The organism is Kribbella sp., from assembly GCF_035655035.1.
Classification (GTDB): domain Bacteria; phylum Actinomycetota; class Actinomycetes; order Propionibacteriales; family Kribbellaceae; genus Kribbella.
The window spans coordinates 1-18,325 of sequence record NZ_DASRVN010000755.1 but is presented as its reverse complement, the minus strand read 5'-3'; the positions used below and the strand labels follow the sequence as shown (position 1 = coordinate 18,325).

The 18,325-nt window shown below is 70.1% G+C and carries 13 protein-coding genes; 4 read left to right on the top strand and 9 right to left on the bottom strand.

Going from position 1 to position 18,325, the window contains the following annotated elements; translation table 11 throughout:
• Positions 1–1,435 (top strand): right-handed parallel beta-helix repeat-containing protein (locus VFF46_RS38490; protein ID WP_325042214.1); only part of this gene is annotated, 1,435 nt, incomplete at its 5' end.
• Here VFF46_RS38490 and VFF46_RS38485 read toward each other — a convergent pair.
• The gene (locus VFF46_RS38485; protein WP_325042213.1) at positions 1,421–2,737 is read right to left on the bottom strand and encodes a hypothetical protein; all 1,317 of its coding nucleotides are present in this window, start codon (positions 2,735–2,737) and stop codon (positions 1,421–1,423) included. The genes VFF46_RS38490 and VFF46_RS38485 overlap by 15 nt on opposite strands.
• On the bottom strand, positions 2,737–4,341 hold the full coding sequence (locus tag VFF46_RS38480) for a Wzz/FepE/Etk N-terminal domain-containing protein (protein ID WP_325042212.1): 1,605 nt from the start codon (positions 4,339–4,341) through the stop codon (positions 2,737–2,739). Before VFF46_RS38480 ends, VFF46_RS38485 begins: the two co-directional genes overlap by 1 nt.
• A gap of 167 nt (positions 4,342–4,508) precedes the next feature.
• Here VFF46_RS38480 and VFF46_RS38475 point away from each other — a divergent pair, with 167 nt between their 5' ends.
• From VFF46_RS38475 to VFF46_RS38465, 3 genes are all read left to right on the top strand, one after another.
• On the top strand, positions 4,509–6,725 hold the full coding sequence (locus VFF46_RS38475; RefSeq protein ID WP_325042211.1) for a LamG-like jellyroll fold domain-containing protein: 2,217 nt from the start codon (positions 4,509–4,511) through the stop codon (positions 6,723–6,725).
• Positions 6,726–6,873: 148 nt separating this feature from the next.
• Positions 6,874–8,403: a fibronectin type III domain-containing protein gene (locus VFF46_RS38470; RefSeq protein WP_325042210.1), complete on the top strand. Its 1,530-nt coding sequence runs from the start codon at positions 6,874–6,876 to the stop codon at positions 8,401–8,403.
• 56 nt (positions 8,404–8,459) lie between these two features.
• Positions 8,460–9,962, top strand: coding sequence for a fibronectin type III domain-containing protein (locus tag VFF46_RS38465; RefSeq protein ID WP_325042209.1), 1,503 nt, complete (start codon positions 8,460–8,462; stop codon positions 9,960–9,962).
• Here VFF46_RS38465 and VFF46_RS38460 read toward each other — a convergent pair.
• The 7 genes from VFF46_RS38460 to VFF46_RS38430 all read right to left on the bottom strand — a co-directional run.
• A complete protein-coding gene (locus VFF46_RS38460) occupies positions 9,949–11,214 on the bottom strand; it encodes a hypothetical protein (protein WP_325042215.1) in 1,266 nt (421 codons plus the stop codon). The genes VFF46_RS38465 and VFF46_RS38460 overlap by 14 nt on opposite strands.
• A 17-nt stretch (positions 11,215–11,231) precedes the next feature.
• Positions 11,232–12,008 (bottom strand): WecB/TagA/CpsF family glycosyltransferase, encoded by a 777-nt coding sequence (locus VFF46_RS38455; protein WP_325042208.1) that lies wholly within the window; start codon positions 12,006–12,008, stop codon positions 11,232–11,234.
• Positions 12,005–12,991 (bottom strand): GDP-mannose 4,6-dehydratase, encoded by a 987-nt coding sequence (gene gmd, locus VFF46_RS38450; RefSeq protein WP_325042207.1) that lies wholly within the window; start codon positions 12,989–12,991, stop codon positions 12,005–12,007. Before gmd ends, VFF46_RS38455 begins: the two co-directional genes overlap by 4 nt.
• Positions 12,988–13,917, bottom strand: a complete 930-nt coding sequence (locus VFF46_RS38445; protein ID WP_325042206.1) for a GDP-L-fucose synthase — start codon at positions 13,915–13,917, stop codon at positions 12,988–12,990. The genes gmd and VFF46_RS38445 overlap by 4 nt, the downstream gene beginning before the upstream one ends.
• On the bottom strand, positions 13,918–15,438 hold the full coding sequence (locus tag VFF46_RS38440; protein WP_325042205.1) for a sugar transferase: 1,521 nt from the start codon (positions 15,436–15,438) through the stop codon (positions 13,918–13,920).
• Positions 15,439–15,587: 149 nt separating this feature from the next.
• Positions 15,588–17,072, bottom strand: coding sequence for a glycosyltransferase family 1 protein (locus VFF46_RS38435; protein WP_325042204.1), 1,485 nt, complete (start codon positions 17,070–17,072; stop codon positions 15,588–15,590).
• The coding region (locus tag VFF46_RS38430; RefSeq protein ID WP_325042203.1) for a hypothetical protein at positions 17,069–18,325 on the bottom strand (1,257 nt) is incomplete at its 5' end. The genes VFF46_RS38430 and VFF46_RS38435, both read right to left, overlap by 4 nt.

The window sequence follows — 18,325 nt, the reverse complement described above, 5'->3', positions numbered from 1 at the left end:
GGCGCCCACCAAGGTCGTCACCGTGACCGTCCCGACCGCTCCCCCGGCCGCGGCCGCCGCCGTACTCGGACCGACAGGCCCGGGTACGGCGAAGCCCTGCAGCGGTACGGCGATCCCGGTCGGCACCGACCCGCAGCCGGTCGTCGACGCCGCCCCGGAAGGCAGCACGTTCTGTTTCGCGAAGGGCGTGCACCGCCTGACGCGCGCGATCCAGCCGAAGACAGGTGACACGCTCAGCGGGCAGCCCGGCGCGGTGCTGAGTGGAGCAATCACGTTGACGGGCTGGAAGCACGAAGGCACCAGCTGGTCGGTACAAGGCGTCCTGCCCCCTGCGTACAAGCTCAAAGGCCAGTGCGAGGACAACCAGACGAACCCTTGCCAGCGCGGCGAGCAGCTGTACGTGGACGGCAATCACCTGACCCGGGTGATGAGCCTGCCCCAGGTGAAGCCCGGCACGTTCTACGGGGACTACGACACCAACACCCTGTATGTCGGCGACGACCCGAACGGTCACCTCACCGAGCTGTCGCGCACCCAGACCGCCATCGCGAACACGGCCACGGATGTGACCGTCACCGGGCTGACGATCGAGCACTTCGCGACCCGCCCGCAAGCCGGCGCGCTGCAGGCCGGCGCCGGCTGGAAGGTGCTCTCGAACGAGGTCCGCTGGAACCACGCCGTCGGCATCATGGTGATCGAGGGCGACCGTGCCGAGGTCACCCGGAACACCGTCGCCGACAACGGGCAGCTCGGCATCGGGCAGTACAAGTCCGCGGACGTCCGGATCAGCGCGAACCTGGTCACCCGGAACAACACCGACGGCTTCTGGATCGCGGACTGGGAGTCCGGCGGGATCAAGTCCACCCGGTCCTCGGGCGAGGTCAGCGGCAACGACATCGTCGCGAACCGAGGCGTCGGGATATGGAGCGACATCGCCGAGTACGACCGCCGGATCACCGGGAACCGGATCCGCGACAACGCCGCCGACGGCATCCGGTACGAGATCAGCTACGCCGGGGTGATCGACCAGAACGTCGTCGAGCACAACGGGTTCGGCACCGGGCGCGGATCCGGCGGCACGCTCTGGGACGGCGGCGGCATCAACGTCAACACGTCGGCCGACGTACAGGTCCGCGGCAACCTGATCAAGGACAACCGGAACGCGCTCTCGATCCAGTCCCGGACCCGGGGCGACGGGCCGCGCGGGACGTACGTACTGCGGAACGTGCTCGTCGAGGGAAACCTGATCGTGATGACGGACCCGTCGTCGACGCTCGGCGTGGTGGAGAACAAGAAGTCGCCGGCACAGCCCGGCGCGATCACCTTCCGCCGGAACAGCTACCAGGGCGCCGACCGGTTCGCGTACCACGGCAAGTCACTGACCTGGTCCGAGTGGCAGCAGTCCGGCTTCGACCAGGATTCAGTGAGCAGCTGACCGTCCGCGCCGGCTGAGCTCTCTGCGCCGGCTGAGTTGTCTGCGCCGACTGAGCTGTCTCAGCCGGTCCGCGTCGCAGATCGCCGCGGCCACCAGCAGGTGCAGCGTCATCGAGGACAGGTCGGACAACCCGCTCTCGTTGAGCGAAGCGACGGTCACGTACCCGAGGAGCAGCGCGCCGCACGCCCGCACGTACGGCGTCGGCGCGCGGAGCACCGACACCCACGCGAGGATCAGCGCGACGGCGACGATTGCGACCGCGAGCAGCCCGGTCTCCCAGTACAGGCTGAGCCAGCTGTTGTCGATCGCCATCACGCCGATGTTGCCTTCACCGGTCAGCAGCAGGATCCGCTTGTTGCCGAGGCCGTGCCCGATGATCGCGGTCTGCGTCGACACCTTCTCGTCGATGACCGCGTGCCAACTCGTCGTACGGCCGCTCAGCGAGGTGATCTGCTGCGTGCCCTGCCCGCGGAGCAGCCAGTCGTGCAACGACCCGATCGTGAGGAACGCGAGGCCGAGCAGCCCGGGGACGACCAGGCACGCGATCCGGCCGGCCCACGTCTTCCGGGTGATGATCAACGCGATCACCAGTCCGGCCGCGACGGCCGCGGCCGCGGTCCGTGTGCGGCTCGCCGCGATCAGCACACCACCGAGTCCGATCAGCGCCACCGCCGGCAGCGTGGACAGCTTGCGGCAGACGAGCCCGATCAGCGCCAGCCCGAGCATGATCGCGCCGACCTCGCCGACCCGCGGCGGCAGCATCGGGATGATGACGCCCTGCAGGCGGTAGCCGGCGCCGAGCGTGCGCAGCGGGCGCCACGCCTCCGACGGCGAGTAGGCCAGACTCAGTACGACGGTTGCCCCGAGCAACAGGTGGGCCCACAGATGCGCCCGGACCAGGCGTTCCGGTACCTGGACCAGCGGGCGCCACATCAGGAAGACCAGCACCAGCCCGATCAGGAACCGGGCCAGCCGGGTCAGCGGGCCTAGCGGCTCGGCCAGCAGGAACGCCGTCGCGCACGCGAACAGCACGTACATCATGTAGAACCAGCCGGCCAGGTTCACCCGGGTCCGGAACCCGGGCTTTGTCGCCGCGACCGCGATCAGGAACACCGCGCCCAGCAGCAGGCCTTTCGCCATGCTGTTCGTGGACCCGGTGTCACCCTGCGGCGAAGCGACCCGCGACGACCACGGCTGGACGCCGAGGACGAACAGGCACCACAGCATCAGCCAGAACCAGGCCGGTCGCTCGTTCGCGTTCTCGACCGTGCCCGGGACAGGTGGCGCCAGCGTGGCCTGCATCAGTCCAGCGACTTGTAGTTCAACGGGATGCCCAGCGTCTCGTCCTGCGAGGCGGCACCGATCAGCACGACGCCGAGGACCGGCGCGCCGGCGAACTGCAGCGCACCGGTCAGTCGGGCGACGTCCATCTCCTTGTCGAGGCCGACCTGCACCACCAGCACCGACGCGTCGACGGCGGCGGCCAGCGGCGAGATCCCGTGCCGTCCGACGGAGGCCGGCCCGTGGATGACCACGGAGTACCCGGGCGGCAGGTCCGCGACGATGCCGGGCACCAGCGACGGGCCGACCGCCTCGGCGGTCTCCTCGTGGTTGAGGCCGGGCGGCAGCACGTACAGGTCCGCGACCGTCCCGGGCCGGAACAGCTTGCGGGCGCGGATCGCGCGGGTGGCGGCCGGCTCGTTGACCAGGTCGGTGAGTCCTTCGTGGCCGGTGAGGTGCGGGAGCACCGGCGTACCTTCGATGTCCGCGAGGACCAGCAGGGTCTCCCGGCCGTCGCGGGCGTTCGCCTCGGCCATCGCCAGCGCGATGCCCGCGGAGTTCGGGGTCGGGGACGCCGACACCACCAGCAGCGCGCCGGGGCTGCCGCCGGCGATCGCCCGCGGGTTCAGCTCGCGCCGGGCCAGGGCCCCGCTCGCCTCGGCGCCGAGCGCGGTGATCTCGTACTGCGGAAGCTCCGGCGCGGACCGCTGCCAGAACCGCCGGCGATGCCCCTCGGAGGCCGCCATCACCGGAGCGCTCGCGGCCCGGGCCGCCTGGTCACGGGTCAGGATGTACGGCGTCAGGTGCGACCGGAGCAGCGCGAGGCCGAAGCCGAGCACCAGGCCGAGAATGCCTCCGACGAGGATGTCGCGGGCAACGATCGGCGACGAGCTGGCGGTGTCCGTGGTCGCCGGCGTCACCAGCTGACTGCCGGCGCCGACGGTGGCGAGCGCCTTCAGCATCGCGGCCGCGTCGTCCGCGGCCTGCCGGGCCTCGGTCGCCAGCGTGACCCGCTGGTCCCGCAGCGCCGCCGCGGTCTGGTTGTCGCCGCGCCCGACCGCCTCGTCGATCTGGCTGGCCAGGCCGCGCGACTGCTGGGTCGCGGTCTTCGAACGGGCCTGCGCCTGCTCGGCCAGGTTGGTGAGCAGCGCCTTGGCCTCGTTGTTGCGCTGGGTCAGGTACATCGTCGAGATCGCGTTCGCCCGGTCGACCGCCTTCTGCGCGGTCGGTCCGTCGGTGGTGATCAGGTATGCGTTGTCGGTGACCGCCTTCACCCGGGTGACCGCGGCCAGGTCCTGGACGGTCTGGTCGTTGTTCGGCATGCCGAGCGCCTTCACCACGGCGGCGAGCAGCGTCGGGCTGGCCATCACCCGGGCCTGGGTGTCGGCCGGCAGGTCCATGCCGAGCGGGCCGGTCTTGTCGGCGCCGGCGGACAGCTTCCCGACCAGGGCCGGCGGCACGGCCGGGCCGATCACCAGCTGGCTGGACGCGGTCCAGCGGATGGGCTGGGAGAGCGCGAACACCGTGGCGCCGAGCAGGCCGAGCAGCACGCAGCCCATGATCAGCCACTTCTGCCGCAGCAGGGACTGGGCGGTCTCCCGCCAGACCACAGTGCCCGGTTCCATGCAGGTACCTCATTCGCTCGTGATCACGGCCGGCGCCCCAGGATATCCACAGGCCCGCCGCCCAGGGCAGACGATCTCGCTCCGGTGCCCTACTCTCTGTCTGGGGGAGCTTCAGAGAGCTTACGTACGGCGTCCGTGAGGCGGCGCCGGATTGTCCTAGGGGGGACATGAGGAAACGACGGCTGTTCACACGGCTGGGTATCGCAGGGACCTTGCTCGCGGTCGCGGGGACGCTGCTGCTCGCGCCACCGGCGCAGAGCGTGGAGGCGTCGCTGTCGGCGGTCAACAGCTCGAGCTGGCAGACCAACGCCAGCGTGCAGGGTCTCGCGGTCGCCGGCGGCAAGGCGTACGCGGGTGGACGCTTCACCAGCGTCCGGCCGCCCGGCGCCGCGGCCGGCACCGGCGAGGTCGCCCAGGCCTACCTGGCCGCCTTCGACGCCGGCACCGGCGCGCTGGTCAGCTCGTTCAACCCGGTGCTGAACGGTCAGGTCTACGCGGTCGCCGCCTCGGCGGACGGATCCCGGATCTTCGTCGGCGGCGACTTCACCACGGTCGACGGCCAGACCCGCAACCGGATCGCGGCCTTCGACACCGCGACCGGCGCCCTGGTCGCGAACTGGAAGCCCTCGGTCTCGTACCGGGTGAAGACGATCGCGGTCTCCGGCACGACGGTCTACTTCGGCGGCTCGTTCGGCCTGGTGAACAACCAGACCCGCAACCGGCTCGCCGCGGTCTCCACCGACACCGGCACGCTGCTGCCCTGGGCGCCGGACGTGAACGGTGACGTGTACGCCGTCGACGCTGCCGACGACGCGTCCAAGGTGTACGCCGGCGGCCAGTTCAGTACCGTCAACGGCACCAACCAGAACACGGTGACCAGCCTCGACCCGGTGACCGGTGCGGTCCTTCCCTTCCCGGGCGCCTCCGCCGTACCGCTGCCGAACGGGTCCTGCACGACCCGAGTGAAGACCATCGACGCCAGCGGCGACACGGTGTACTTCGGCAACGGCGGTGACGGCGGCGGGTGCTTCGACGGCACCTGGGCGGTCGACATCGCGACGAACACGCTGAAGTGGAAGAACCAGTGCCTAGGCGCGACCGAGGCGGTCAAGGTCGTCAACGGCTGGCTGTACAAGGGCTCCCACGCGCACGACTGCGCCAACCAGGGCGCGGGCGGCTTCCCGCAGGGCTTCGACTACCGGTTCCTGCTCTCCGAGAAGCTGTCCGACGGCACGCTCGGCCCCTGGTACCCGAACACCGACGCCGACCCGAACAGCGCGACCAACGTCGGCCCGCTGGCGTTCGCGACCGGCGGCGACGACTTGTGGGTCGGCGGCGACTTCCTGCACGTGAACGGCGCCGCCCAGCAGGGCCTGACGCACTTCACGAACGCCCTGCCCGGCGCGGCTCCGGCGAAGCCCGCCAAGCTGACGCCGTACAGCGTCCGTCCGGGCGCCGTGCAGATCAACTTCCCGACCGTGGTCGACAACGACGACAGCACGCTGACCTACCGGCTGCTCCGCGGTTTCAGCAACACCACGATCGCGACCTGGACGGTCAAGTCGACGCCGTGGGACCGGCCGTGGGTGCACTACACCGACACCGACGTGACACCCGGCGAGTCGACCAACTACCGCGTCGAGGTCACCGACGGCAGTACGACGATCCGCGGCAACTACTCGGACCCGGTCACAGTCGCCACGACCGCGTCCACGGCGTACGACCAGATCGTCAACTCCGACGGGCCGCAGGCGTACTGGCGGCTCGGTGAGCCGGCCGGTACGGCGACGTCGGTCGACTCCTCCGGGCAGAGCAACAACGGCCCGTTCACCGGCGTCACGCTCGGCGGCGCCGGGGCGATCGCGGGCGACACCGCGATGACGACCAGCACCACGACCGGGCGGATGGTCGGCGAGAAGGCGTCCAGCATGCCGCAGCAGTTCACCGTCGAGGCCTGGGTCAAGCAGAGCGGGCTCAACCGCGGCGGCCGGATCATCGGCTTCGGCAACGGGAAGACCCAGAGCAGCGCGATCAACGACCGGATGCTGTACATGCGGACCAACGGCGCGATCGTGTTCGGCGTCAACGACGGCGGGCAGCGCACGCTGACCAGCGCGTTGGGCAAGAACGACGGCAACTGGCACCACGTCGTCGGTACGTACGACAACGGCGCGATGAAGCTGTACGTCGACGGTGCGCTGAGCGGGAGCGCCCAGGTGGGGCAAGCATCGCTGTACTACGGGTGGTGGCGCGTCGGGTACGACCTCACGAACTCGTGGCCCGGCGGCGGCGCGACGCAGACCGGGATGGGCATCGACGAGGCGGCGGTGTACCCGTACGCACTCACGTCGGCGCAGGTCCAGTCTCACTACGCAGCCAGGTGAGCTGCGTTCGATGTGAAATGGCTTCTCCAGCACAAAGTCATAACGCGTACAGGAGGCCCGCTTCCGGTGGGCCTCCTGCGGCGCTAGTGTCCGACGCTGGTGCGTGATGAGGCACGCGCTGTAGGACCCCGCCTGTGTTAGGACACAAATGAAGAAGTTAGTGCTGGCCGTTGTGACCGCTGCGGCCGTTCTGGCCGCTGCGCTGATCCCCTCGGGACCGCCGGTGCAAGCGGCGACCCCGGGCTTCGCGTCCGCGGTGTCGGCGATCAGGCAGCCCTCGTGGCAGACCAACAACAGCGTGAACGCGCTGGCGATCGCCGGGAACACGGTGTTCGCGGGCGGTCTGTTCACCCGGCTCCGCCAGCCCGGCAAGGCGTCCGGCCAGGCACCCGAGACGGTCCGCACGTACGTCGCCGCGTTCAACCGCAGCACCGGAGCGCCGACCGCGTTCGCGCCGACCCTCAACGGCCCGGTGTACGCGATCGCCACGAGCGCGGACGGGAAATGGGTCGTGATCGGCGGCGACTTCACCGTGGTGAACGGCGTCCGGCGCAGCAAGATCGCGATGTTCAGCGTGGTGACCGGCAAGCTCGTCGCGGCCTGGCACCCGGTGGTCGCGGCCCGCGTGAAGGCGCTGGCGATCTCCGGCAACAGCGTGTACATCGGTGGCGCGTTCCGCGCGATCAACGGCACCACCCGCAACCGGCTCGGCGCTGTCCGGCTGATCCAGGGCGACCTGCTGCCGTGGAACCCGGACGCGAACGCCGATGTGTACGCGGTCGACGTGTCCGACAACGGCACCCGGGTGTTCGCCGGCGGTCCGTTCAGCACGATCAACGGCAAGGACCACTACTCGCTGGCGATGCTGAACACGACCACGGGCGCGGCGTTCAGCTTCCCGGCCGCGGCCGCGATCCCGAAGCCCACGCCGACCTGCACCACCCGGGTGAAGGACATCGACACCCTCGGCGACAACGTCTACGTCTCCAACGGCGGCGACGGCAACGGCTGCTACGACGGCGTACTGGCCGCACAGGTGTCGACCGGGAAGCTGCTCTGGAAGAACAACTGTCTCGGTGCCACCGAGGCGATCAAGGCGATCGGGAACTGGCTCTACAAAGGCTCGCACGCGCACGACTGCACCTCGACGCCCAACGGTTTCGGCAACGGCACCGGCACGCACTACCTGCTGGTCGAGAGCACGATCAACGGCAACCTCGGGCCGTGGTTCCCGAACACCGACGCGAACCTGAAGAGCACCACGAAGGTCGGCCCGCTGGCGATGGCCGGCACCGCCACCGACCTGTGGGTCGGCGGCGACTTCCTGCACGTGAACGGCCAGCTCCAGGTCGGGATCACCCACTTCACGAACGCGCCGGGGGGTGCGGCTCCCGCCGTACCGAAGGCACCGAGGCTGACCGCGACGACGGCCGGGCGGGTGTACGTCAGCTACTCCGACTCCTACGACCTGGACAACCTGACGCTGACCTACAACGTGTTCCGTGGCTCGCTGAACATCGGCTCGAGCAAGTACACGACGTACTTCTGGCAGCCGCGCAAGACCTACCAGGTCGTCGACCGCGGGCTGAAGCGCGGGTCGACGTACTCGTACCACGTCGAGGTGCACGACGGGCGGAACATCATGAAGGGCGCTTCCGCGACGGTGAAGATCCCGTAACTGCCTCTTCCGGATCGGCACTCCCAGTCGTAGCTTGATGACTAGGGGGATCGATCATGGGGACACGACTCTTCGTTGCGCTGGGCATCGGTGGCCTCGCCCTGGGGGTGGTGGTGCCACCGCAGCCCGCGCTCAGCACCGGTGCACGACTGACGGCTGTCGCCGCCTCGAGCTGGCAGACCGATGCCAGCGTGCTCGGCCTGGCCGTTGCCAGGGGCAAGGTGTACGTCGGTGGCCGGTTCCGGACCGTCCGTCCGCCGGGCGCGCGGCCCGGCACCCGCGAAGTGACCCGGACCTACCTGGCCGCGTTCGACGAGCGCACCGGCGCGCTCGACGCCGCGATGAACCACGACCTGGACGGGTTCGTCTGGGCGGTGGTCGCGTCGCCCGACGGTTCCAGGGTGTACGTCGGCGGCGACTTCACCCACGTCGACGGTCTGGTCCGGAACCGGCTCGCCGCCTTCGACACCGCGACCGACAGGCTTGTCGCGGGCATCGCGCCGAGCGTGTCGTACCGGGTGAAGGCGCTCGCGATCGGCCGGACCAGCCTGTACTTCGGCGGCGCGTTCGGACTCGTGAACGGCGTCACCCGGAACCGGGCGGCCGCGATCAGCACGGTCACCGGCGCGCTGCTGCCGTGGAACCCGGACGCGGACGACGACGTCTACGCGATCGCCGTCGCCGCCGACAACTCGCGGGTCTACCTGGGCGGGACGTTCGGCACGCTCCGCGGGACGAGTCGGTGGGCGGTTGCCAGCGTCAATACCTCGACCGGCGCGCTGCTGTCCTTCCCGGCGGCGTCCGCCGTACCGCTGCCGACGAGCTCCTGCGTCTCGCGGGTGAAGGACATCGAGACGTCCGGACGCCGGGTGTTCTTCGCCGACGCCGGTGACGGCAAGGGCTGCTTCGACGGGACCTGGGCCGCGGACGTTGCCACCGGCAAGCTCCTGTGGAAGAGCACCTGCCTGGGCGCGACCGAGGCCCTGGCAATGGTGGACGGGTGGCTGTTCAAGGGCTCGCACGCGCACAGCTGTCCCCGTACGTTCGCCGACGGCAGCGGCACGCACTTCCTGCTGCTGCAGAATCCGGCGACCGGCGCCCTGGGGCCGTGGTTCCCGAACACGAACGGCGGGCCGCCGACCCTGGTCGGTCCCCTCGTGGCCACCAGCGGCGGCAGCGATCTGTGGGTCGGCGGCGATTTCACCGAGGTGAACGGCGCCGGCCAGCAAGGGCTGACCCGGTTCACCAACCTCGGCCCCGGCGCCGTACCACTCAGGCCGGCGGTGCCGAAGCTGTCCAGTACGAGGGTCCATCGGGTGAACGCCACGGTCAGGGCATCGCTCGACAACGACGACGTACGCCTCACCTACCGCCTGCTCCGCGGTACGGCGAATACGGTCGTCGCCGTCACCAGGGTCAGCTCCGCGTTCTGGTACCGCCCCACCGTGACGCTCACAGACACCAGTGCGCCGTCCAGGACCACTCAGGCCTACCGCATCGAGGTCTTCGACGGACATCACGCCGTACGCAGCGGCTACGCCACCGTCACTGTGCGCTGAGCCGGCGGTGGGCGGCGATGGCCCGGTGCGCCTCGTTCCACCACAGCAGCAAGGTCCCGAACGAGGCGCCGGCCAGCCCCCACGCCGCGCCCTTCGGGCCCCACAGGTAGGCGCCGGAGATACCGCAGACGATCAGGATCACCGACGAGATCAGCCGGACCCGGAGGCCGCGGGTGGCGGCGGTCAGGGCGCGCAGGATCGCGAAGGCGCCCGCGTTCGAGGCGCCGAGCGCCTGCAGCAGGATGACCGGGACCAGCACCGGGTGCGCCTGGTTCCAGACGCCCGGGCCGAGGAGCTCCCGGCCGACGACGGCCGGCAGCAGCAGGAAGACGGCGCCCCAGGCGAGCGCCCCGGCGCCGATGCCGAACGAGATCGCCAGGCCGACCAGCCACAACCGGCGGTACGAGTGCCGGAGCGCGCGGGCCGCCTCGGGGACCGAGATCATCCGGATCCCCTGGTTCAGCACGTTGACCGGGCCGAGCAGAACCTGCGCGCCGCGGATGCCCGCGGTCGCGACCAGGCCGGCGGCCGCGGTGATCCCGAGCATGTAGACCTGGATGGTGCCGGAGACCGCGAGCATCTCACCGACGTACTTCGGGCTCAGGTCCCAGTTCCGCCGTACCCATTCCCGGATCAGCTGGCGGCGGGGCGCGACGCCCGCCTGGAAGCGGCCGGCGATCGCGGCGATGACCGCGCCGAGGCCCCAGCCGAACGTCAGGGTGAAGGCGGAGGTGGTCCTGGTGAAGTAGAGGCCGCCGAAGATCGCGAGCATCGCGAGCAGCCAGATCAGGTCGTTGACGAAGGCCTTCTGTCCTTCGCCGACGACGAAGAACGCCCAGCGCCAGGCGTCCTGGAGCAGCAGACCGGGCATCGTCAGGGCGAACGCGATCAGGACGCCCTTCGAGGGGACTTGCGGCACGGCGACTATCGCGAGACCGACCACGAGGCCCAGTAGTCCAGTGAGAAGAGCGGTTGCCGTGCTGGCTCGGACGGCTCGCTGCCAGGCCGGGGTGCGGGCGCCTGAGTAGCGGACGGCCAGGGGCTCCGTGGAGATTGCTCTCGAGACATTGAGGGCGATGGTGTAGCCGCCGAACGCCAGGGCGTAGACGCCGAAGTCCGCGACCGTGCTCGAGCGGGCGACCACCACGCCGACGGCGAGGTTGCTGAGGCTCGACAGGCCCTGGTCCGCCAAACCCCAGGTGGCGCGACCGGCCGGACCGGCCAGCCGACGCAACTTCGGCCGCCGGAACATCACCGCCCCAACCTAAACTAGACGGGGCGCGGCGGATGCCGGAGCACGCCCAGCAGGAACCGCGGGATGCCCAGCACGTACCGCTTCCAGAGCCGCCGCGGCTCCTTGTACAGCCGGTAGCTCCACTCCAGCCCCGCCCGCTGCATCCACCGCGGCGCGCGATCCAGCCGGCCCGTGTGGAAGTCGAACGCCGCGCCGACGCCGATCAGGATCGCCGCGTTCAGCCGGTCGCGGTGGTCGGCCATCCAGCGCTCCTGCTTCGGCGCGCCGAGCCCGACCCAGACGATGTCCGGCCGCGCCTCGTTCAGCCGGGCGACGGTCGCCGCGTCCTCGGCCTCGGTGACCGCACGGTACGGCGGGCACTCGACGCCGACCACCTTCAACGCCGGATGCCGCTCCTGGAACCGCTCGCGCAGCTCCTCCGCCACGCCGTTCGCGCCGCCGTAGAAGTACTGCGTCCAGCCGCGGTCCGCCGCCTCCGCGAGCACCCGCTCGAGCAGGTCCGGCCCGGCGACCCGATCCATCTCCGTGAAACCCGCCTTCTTGCCCGCCCACACCAGCGGCATGCCGTCCGGAACGGTCAGGCCGGACGTGTTGTACACCTCGGTCAGCCGCGCATCGGCACGGGCGTGCAGCAGCGCGTTCATGTCCGACACACAGACCAGCTGCCGCTCGCCGCGCTCGATCCAGCCGGCGAAGGTGCCGACCGTGTGGTCGAGATTCGTCACGCTGACGTGGATGCCGAGCACGTCGACCCGGGCGGCGGCGGTGGGCTCGGCGTGCAGGTCGGTCATCGGTCCGCTCCTCTCAGCGCGGCGAGATCGGCGTCGACCATGATGCGGACCAGCTCCGGCACATGGACCTGGGCCTTCCAGCCGAGCTCCAGGGCCGCCTTCGACGGGTCCCCGATCAGCGAGTCGACCTCGGTCGGACGCTCGTACCGCTGGTCGTGGTCGACGTACTTCTCCCAGTCCAGCCCGACGTGCTCGAACGCCAACGCCACGAAGTCGCGCACGGAGTACGACGTACCGGTCGCGATCACGTAGTCGGCGGGGGTGTCGTGCTGCAGCATCCGCCACATGCCCTCGACGTACTCCGGGGCGTACCCCCAGTCGCGGGACGCCTGCAGGTTGCCGAGGTACAGCCGGTCCTGCTTGCCTTGCTTGATGGCCGCGACCGCGCGGGTGATCTTGCGGGTCACGAACGTCTCACCGCGGCGCGGCGACTCGTGGTTGAACAGGATCCCGTTCACCGCGAACATGTCGTACGCCTCGCGGTAGTTGCGGGTCATCCAGTAGCTGTAGAGCTTCGCGGCGCCGTACGGCGAGCGCGGGTAGAACGGGGTGTCCTCGTTCTGCGGCGGGGGCGTCGCGCCGTACATCTCCGACGAGCTGGCCTGGTAGAACCGGCAGTCCAGACCGATCATCCGGATCGCCTCGAGCAGCCGGGTGGTCCCCATGCCGGTGGTGTCGCCGGTGTACTCAGGCTCGTCGAAGCTCACCCGGACGTGGGACTGCGCGGCCAGGTGGTACACCTCGGCAGGCTGGATCGCCGCGAGCAGCGTGACCAGCCGCGAGCCGTCGGTGAGGTCGCCGTAGTGCAGGAACAGCCGCTTGTCCTTCGCGTGCGGGTCCTCGTACAGGTGATCGATGCGCTTGGTGTTGAAGGTGCTCGCGCGCCGGATCAAGCCGTGTACTTCGTAGCCCTTGGACAGCAGCAGCTCCGCCAGGTACGAACCGTCCTGGCCGGTGATTCCGGTGATGAATGCCTTTTTCATGTGACGTTCTCCACGTACCAGCGGTAGGTGGCGGCCACACCGTCTTCCAGTGAGATGGACGGCTTCCAGCCCAGCGCGAGCAGCCGGCTCACGTCGAGCAGTTTGCGCGGGGTGCCGTCCGGCTTGGACAGGTCGTTGCTCAGGGCACCGGTGTAGCCGACGGTACGGGCGACCAGCTCGGCCAGCTCGCGGATCGTCACGTCGGTGCCGACGCCGACGTTGATCGGCTCCGGCTCGTCGTAGTGCTCCAGCAGGTGCAGGCACGCGTCCGCCAGGTCGTCGACGTGCAGGAACTCACGCCTCGGCGTACCACTGCCCCAGAGGACCACTTCCTCGGCGGCTTTTGTTCTGGCCTCGTGGAAGCGGCGGATCAGGGCGGGCAGGACGTGCGAGCTCTGCGGGTCGAAGTTGTCGTCCGGGCCGTAGAGGTTCGTCGGCATCGCGGAGATCCAGCGCAGCCCGTACTGCCGCCGTACCGCCTGGACCTGCATGATGCCGGCGATCTTCGCGATCGCGTACGCGTCGTTGGTCGGCTCCAGCTCGCCGGTCAGCAGGCTCGACTCGCGGATCGGCTGCTCGGCGTACTTCGGGTAGATGCACGACGAGCCGAGGAACAGCAGCCGCGGCGTCCGGACCTCCAGGCAGGCGTCCATCAGGTTCACCTGGATGCGCAGGTTGTCGCTGAGGAACTCGGTCGGGTGGTCCCGGTTCGCCAGGATCCCGCCGACCCGAGCGGCGGCGTCGATCACGGTGGCCGGCCGGTGGGTGCGCAGGAACGCGAACGTCTGCTCGCGGTCGCGCAGGTCCAGCTCCTGCGAGGTGGCGCCGATCAGGTTCGTGTACCCGGCCGCGTCCAGCCGCCGCCAGATCGCCGAACCGACCAGGCCCCGGTGGCCGGCGACGTACACGGGTGCATGCAGATCCATTTAGTAGGCTCCCGCGCCGTAGATGACCGCGCGCACGGTCTTCCAGAGAATCAGCAGGTCCAGCGTCATCGACCAGTTGTCGACGTACCGCAGGTCGAGGCGGACGGACTCGTCCCAGGACAGGTCACTGCGGCCGCTGACCTGCCACAGGCCGGTCATGCCGGGCTTGACCAGCATCCGCCGCGAGTCGTCGGCGGCGTACAGCGCGACCTCCTCCGCGAGCGGTGGGCGCGGGCCGACGAGCGACATCTCGCCGCGCAGCACGTTGAACAGCTGCGGCAGCTCGTCCAGCGAGAACCGGCGGATCCAGCGGCCGAGCGGCGTCATCCGCGGGTCGTTGCGCATCTTGAAGATCACGCCGTTGCCGTCGCTCAGCGCGTACAGGTCGCTGAGCCGCTGCTCCGCGTCGACGTACATGCTGCGGAACTTCAGCATCGTGAACTCGGCACCAGCGCGGCCGACCCGCTGCTGCCGGAACAGCATCGGGCCGGCGCTGGTCAGCTTGACCGCGAGGGCCAGGCCGATCAGCAACGGGGACAGCAGCAGGATGATGCCGAGGGCAACCACCCGGTCGAAGACCGCCTTCATCAGGTGCGGGCCGCCGCTCACCGACGGGCGCTCCAGGTGCAGCAGCGACAGGCCGGCCACCGGACGGACCGAGATCCGCGGACCGGCCACCTCGATGATGCCCGGCGAGACGATCAGCTCGACGCCGCGCTGCTCCAGCGCCCAGGACAGCCGGCGCAGCGACTGGCCGGCCAGCTCCGGGTCGGTCGCGACCGCGACCACCTCGACCGCGTGCCGGTCGGCGGCGGCCAGGATGTCCGACTCGTCCAGCTCGTCGGGCTGCAGCGGGCCGGTGCCGCCGTCGCCCATGCTGTCGGGGTTGTCGTCGCCTCGCGGGCGGGAGGTGGCGACGACCCGGAAGCCGTCGGTCGGGCGGCTCTCGAGGTGCTCGCACAGCGTCGCGGCCGGGCCACTGCGCCCGACCACGAGAACCCTGTGCATGCAGCGGCCCCGGACCCGGTGCCGGTGCAGGTCCTTCCGCAACGCGTACCGCAGCAGCAGGGCGGCGAGCACCATCACCGGGATCGCCAGCACCACGAAGCCGCGCGCGATCTCGGCCTTGGTCGCGTACGACGTCATCGCGACCGCCGCGGTCAGCCCGACGCCGGCCCGCAGCAGCGACCGGAACTCGTCCGGCCCGGCGCCGAAGAACCGCGGGTCGTACCCCTTCGACAGCGCGACGACCACCACCCAGGCGATCGGCAGCAGACTGCTCACCACCAGGTAGCTCGAACCGACGTGGTACCCGAACCGGGTCAGCAGCGCGATCGACACGCCGAGCATCGCCGCCAGCAGGTCCCCACCCACCGCGGCCCAGCGGTACACCCCGACCCAGCGCGGCTCGGTCGACCGCGAGGGCAGCGGGACGATCGCCGGCACCTCGTGCGGGACAACCCAGAGCGGCCGACGGCTGTCTCTGTTCTCCAGAGCGTCCGGCGCTTCTGCTCCGCTCACAGCTGCCCCTGTTCCCTCCCGCAACTGCTCAGCCACGCAGCGTGTCCGCCACGGCGTGCAGTGTGTCCTTGTTAACCCGCGCTTAGGCGACGGGTCACCGAAGATTACTACGGGAGCAGGCCTCGAGCGACGCCTGGTACCTCAACTCGTCAAGAACTTTCATCAAGCCGATTGAGTCCTGGTGCCGGCCCTCCTCGTGCGACCTGGATCAGCGAAGCTTCCTTCCGGAGTTCGGCGCGGTCCAGGAATCCGGCGAGCCTTCGGCCGACCACCTCGCGGGAGAACTCAGCCGCCACCCGGCGCCTCGCGGCGGCCGCCATCGCGGCCCGGCGCGGCTCGTCCTCGAGCGTCTCGATCAGCAGGCCGGCGGCGGCTTCGGCGTCGTCGAGCGGCCAGAACCGGCCCTCGATCCCGGGCGCGACCATCTCCGGGATGCCGCCGACGGCACCCGCGAGAACCGGCAGCCCGGCAGCCATCGCCTCGAGGATCGCGATCGGCAGGTTCTCCATGGTCGCGGTGTGACAGTAGAGCCGGTGCCCGGGCAGCAGGGCCGGCGGATCGGCCTGATAGCCAAGGAACCGCACCTGCTCCCCGACACCCAGCGCGTCGGCGCGCGCCTGCAGCGCCCGCCGGTCCGGCCCGCTACCGATGATGTCGACCGTGTACCGATACCCACGCCGCGCGGCAGCCCCGAGCACGTCGATCAAGTACGCCTGATTCTTCCGCCCTTCCAAAAACCCAACCGTCACCAGGTCAGCCACAGCCCCGCCCGCGGCCCCGACCCCGCCCGCAGTCCCGACCCCTGACGCGATCCCGGTCCCTGATGCGGTCGCGGTCGCGGTCCCTGACGCGGGTGTGGTCGCGGGTGTGGGTGTGGGTGTGGTCGCGGTCGCGGGCGTGGTCGCGGTGGCGGGTGCGGTCGCGGGTGCGGGTGTGGTCGTGGTCGCGGGTGCGGTCGCGGGTGCGGGTGTGGTCGTGGTCGCGGGCGTGGTCGCGGGCGTGGTCGCGGGTGGGGTGGCGGGTGTGGTCGTGGGCGCGGGTGTGGTGGTGGGTGAGAGATTCACCGGGTTCGGGACCACGGCGGACGGGACGTTGCGGAGCGCGGGGATGCGTTCCTCCAGGACCGTGCGGGCGAACTCGGACATGTAGACGATCCCGTCCAGCTCCGGCAGCAACCGTTCCTCGTACGCGCGGATCGACCGGTACAGCCGCCCTCCCTCCGGCAGCTCGCCCTTCCCCGCCCACTCATCCGCCTGGGAAACATTCAGATGCGCGGCCATCACCACGGGCTGCGTAGTCCGCGCCCGCATCGCCGCCCCGGCGGACACCGGGCACTGCGTATAGATGACAACATTCGGATTGTCTGCAATCCGACGCCGCAGCGCCCGCTCCAGATAACGCGCATGCCAGTGCCGGTACCACCACACACCCGCCGGCCTGCTGATCCACCGAATCCCGATCCGCGCCGCGAACACCGGCGTCAACAACACCGAACGCGACGAGAACGGACTAACCACCGTCGCCGTCCGTCCCGCCCCCTGCAAATACTCCTGGAACGTCCGCACATGGCTCTGCAACCCCGACGTCCCAGCCGGCCGCATCGGCGTCGCAACCACAATCTCCCGCTCGCTCATGCCGCGGCCCCTTCCTTCTCCGTGGTGACGTGTTCGCGGCGGGCGATGACGAGGCGGCTCCACCAGATGCCGATGCCTAGTACCGAGGCGACCGCTGATCCCCACACCACGCCCTGGGCCTGCCAGAACACGCCGCCGGCTGCTGCGAGTACGACGAACAACGTGGTCGCGGCGATCTGCGACTGCATAGTCTTGTCCGCGCGCCCCAGCGCCCGCAGGCCAGCTGACGGCCCCACATACAAACACCCGGCAGCCGCGCTGATCACCACACCGAGCACCAGCGCCCGCGCGTCCGGCCACACACTGCCGAGCACGAGCTCACCGACGCCGAGCGGAAACACGACGAGGATCACCGCACCCCACGACAATGCGATTGTCGACAATCCACCGCTGAGCGCCGCGCACAGCTTCCACAACGCCTGCGGCCCGCGGCTCAAGGCCCGAGCAGCCTCCGGTACGGCGACCTGACCGACGCCCATCAGCAACGCCGCCACCGGCCCGATCAGCATCTCCGCTCCGCGAATCGCCCCGGCCGCCGCCAGCCCACCGCTCGCGGCCACGATCAACGTACGCACCTGACCACCCGCCCCGAGCACCACGTTCTCGACCAGGAACCGCGGCCCGAGATCGCTGTGACTGCGCAACCACCCGATCGCCCCGGCCGGCCGTGGCAGCACCCCCGCCTGCCGGATCCCGTACAGCCCGGCGACCGCCGCCGTACCGCCGAACGTCAGCAGCGCGGCGGTGATCCCGAAGTTCAGGTAGCGGCCGAGGAACAGCACCGTCAACAAGAGGATTGTCCACAATGTGTCGTTCGCGAACGTCTTCACGCCCTGCCCGGCCGCGAAGAACGCGGACCGCCAGCTGTCCTGCAGCGTGAGACCTGGCAGAACGATGCCCAGGGCAATGAATGCGGCACCGGGTTCGGAGCCTGGCGTCTGCAGGCGCAACCCGAGGCCGATCAGTACACAGACCAGCCCGCCGCCCACACCGACGAGCAACGCGACACCGCTGGCGGCCGCGACCGCCTGGCGCCGATCGGTGTGCCCGGACACGCTGTAACGCACCATCAACGCGTCCGTCGACAAAGCACGCGAGCAGTTCAGCGCGATCGAGTACGCCAGGAAAGCAAGCCCGAGCGCCCCAAGACCTGTTGCCCCGAGCAACCGTGCAACAAACACCCCGAGCAGAAAGTTGCCGACACTGGACACCGCCTGATCGGCAATCCCCCAACCAAGCCGCCCAACAACCCC